Origin of the sequence: Mucilaginibacter sp., from assembly GCF_039207105.1 — a bacterium.
Taxonomy (GTDB): domain Bacteria; phylum Bacteroidota; class Bacteroidia; order Sphingobacteriales; family Sphingobacteriaceae; genus Mucilaginibacter.
The window spans coordinates 1-2,843 of record NZ_JBCECK010000293.1 but is presented as its reverse complement, the minus strand read 5'-3'; the positions used below and the strand labels follow the sequence as shown (position 1 = coordinate 2,843).

The 2,843-nt window shown below is 39.8% G+C and carries 2 protein-coding genes and 1 pseudogene; 2 read left to right on the top strand and 1 reads right to left on the bottom strand.

Annotated features, from left to right (window positions below; all coding sequences use genetic code 11):
• Nucleotides 1-980, top strand: a pseudogene (locus AAGC65_RS25740) (hypothetical protein); the annotation flags it as partial.
• On the top strand, nt 958-1,332 hold the full coding sequence (locus tag AAGC65_RS25735) for an ASCH domain-containing protein (RefSeq protein ID WP_343115318.1): 375 nt from the start codon (nt 958-960) through the stop codon (nt 1,330-1,332). The pseudogene AAGC65_RS25740 and the gene AAGC65_RS25735, both read left to right, overlap by 23 nt.
• Before the next feature lie 105 nt (nt 1,333-1,437).
• On the opposite strand, the gene ettA is transcribed toward AAGC65_RS25735, so the two are convergent.
• Nucleotides 1,438-2,843 (bottom strand): energy-dependent translational throttle protein EttA (gene ettA, locus AAGC65_RS25730; RefSeq protein WP_343115317.1); only part of this gene is annotated, 1,406 nt, incomplete at its 5' end.

The following is a 2,843-nucleotide window of genomic DNA, read 5'->3' as shown; positions in this document are numbered from 1 at the left end:
AAGTCGATTATAAAGAATTTGAACAATGGTTTAATAAAAAAGCTGCTGCTAATGAAAGTGCTTTTATCACTACAAGTGGAAATTTGATACAAGGATTTCTGTATCTTAAAATAGAAGATGAAGAAATCACAGATGTTGATCCGGTTTTGACTAAGGCAAAAAGGGTAAAAGTTGGAACATTTAAAATAAACCCACATGGAACAAGACTTGGAGAAAGGTATATAAAGAAAATGTTTGACTATGCCATAGTTAACGGTGTTGATTCAATTTATGTAACAATTTTCAGTAAACATGCTGGGTTAATCCAACTGTTTCAGAAATATGGCTTTGAAATTAAAGCTAAAAAAACAACTCAAAATGGAATTGAAGAGGTACTGGTCAAAGAATTATTATCTGAAAAAGGTGATGTTTGTGTTGATTACCCATTGATAAAAAGACAAAAGACCTCGAAATATCTATTATCTATATATCCACAATTTCATTCAAGACTATTCCCGGATTCGTTGTTAAATTCCGAAACTTATGATATCATAAAAGATATTTCTCATACAAATAGCATCCACAAGATTTATATATGTTATATGAATGTATCTATATTAAAAACGGGAGACAATATCATTATTTATAGGACTTCTGATGGAAATGGTCCTGCGTATTTTAGATCAGTTGCTACATCTGTTTGTGTTGTTGAAGAGTTAAAATCGAAAAAAGACTTTAAAGATGTTGATGATTATTTAAAATACTGTAGAGATTATAGCATTTTTGACGAAAATGAATTGAAAAGTTTTTACAAAAAAGATTTCTTTGTGATTAAAATGACGTATAATGCAGCGTTTGCAAAAAGGGTAACCAGAGGAAATCTTATTGAAAATGCTGGGTTGAGCCCCACCGAATACTGGGGATTTATGAAATTGTCAAATAATCATTTTGAATCAATGTTAAAGTTGGGGAAAGTAAGTGAAAGTATTATTATCGATTAAGCCAGAATATGTAGAAAAGATATTTTCCGGTGAAAAAAAGTTTGAATATAGGAAATGTATTTTTCAGAAGAAGAATATAAAGACTATTGTTATTTATTCAACAATGCCAGTTGGAAGAGTGGTTGGTGAATTTCAAATAGGTGAGATTTTGTCTGCATCTCCTGGGGAAATTTGGGGTATTACAAAAGAGTTTTCAGGAATAAAGGAAAGCTTTTTCCAACAGTATTTTAAAGATAAAAATTTGGCTCATGCAATTCAGATAAAAAAATTAACTGTTTATGAAAAAGCTAAAAAACTTCAAGAGGTAATAACAGGTAGTGTTCCTCCTCAATCGTTTTGTTATATTGATTGATACATAAAATAAAAAGCTGACAAAATCTTTAGATATCGTCAGCTTTTTATTTTATGTATTCAAGTCTCCCCCTTCAGGGGGAGATTTAGAGGGGGCTTCGGGCTTCTACGCCGTCAGCTTCTTATACTTAATCCGTTTTGGCGCTACATCACCCAGGCGCTTTTTGCGGTTCTCTTCGTAGTCGGAATAGTTTCCTTCAAAAAAGTAAACCTGAGAATTACCTTCAAAGGCCAGGATGTGTGTGCATATACGGTCAAGGAACCAGCGATCGTGACTGATCACTACGGCGCAGCCGCCAAAGTTTTCCAGGGCTTCTTCCAGTGCGCGCAGGGTGTTTACGTCAATATCGTTGGTGGGCTCATCCAGCAGCAATACGTTTGATCCTTTTTTCAGAGTGATTGAAAGGTGTACCCGGTTGCGTTCACCGCCCGATAGTACACCTACCTTTTTCTGCTGATCGGCACCGTTAAAGTTGAATTTGGATACATAGGCACGTGAGTTAAGCGGGCGGTTACCAACCATAATGGTTTCCAGTCCACCGGTAACGTTTTCCCAAACAGATTTATTAGGGTCAAGGTCATCGTGCATCTGGTCAACATAACCTAAGGCCACGGTTTCACCCACACGGAAAGTTCCCGCATCTGGCTGATCCTGACCGGTAATTAAACGGAATAAGGTGGTTTTGCCCGCTCCGTTTGGCCCGATGATACCCACGATACCTGCAGGAGGCAAGGAGAAACTCAGGTTATCAAACAATAATTTATCGCCGTATGATTTACTTACACCGTTGGCTTCAATCACCACATTACCCAAACGAGGGCCCGGCGGAATAAACAACTCCAATTTTTCTTCGCGTTCCTTGGTTTCCTCAGATGCCAGTTTCTCATAATTACCTAAACGGGCCTTTGATTTGGCATGACGGCCTTTTGGCCCCATGCGCACCCATTCCAGCTCGCGCTCGAGGGTTTTCTGGCGTTTGCTTTCGCTTTTTTCTTCCTGTGCCAGGCGTTTGGCTTTCTGATCGAGCCATGAAGAGTAGTTACCTTTCCACGGAATACCTTCGCCGCGGTCAAGTTCCAGGATCCATCCGGCCACATTGTCCAGGAAGTAACGGTCGTGCGTTACGGCTATAACGGTACCTTTATATTGTTGTAAATGCTGCTCCAGCCAATCAATTGATTCTGCATCCAGGTGGTTGGTAGGCTCATCCAGCAGCAAAACATCCGGTTCTTTTAATAGCAAGCGGCAAAGTGCTACCCTGCGACGCTCACCGCCTGATAGTACCGAAATCTTGGTATCGGGTTCAGGACAACGCAGTGCATCCATAGCGCGTTCCAGTTTGGTATCCAGCTCCCAGGCATTTACCGCGTCAATCTGATCCTGTAGTTCGCCCTGGCGGGCCATCAGCTTATCCATTTTGTCGGCATCACTGTAGTATTCTTCCAGTCCAAACTTCTCGTTTATCTCTTCGTACTCCTTTAATAGGGCAGTAGTTTCGGCAACACCTTCTT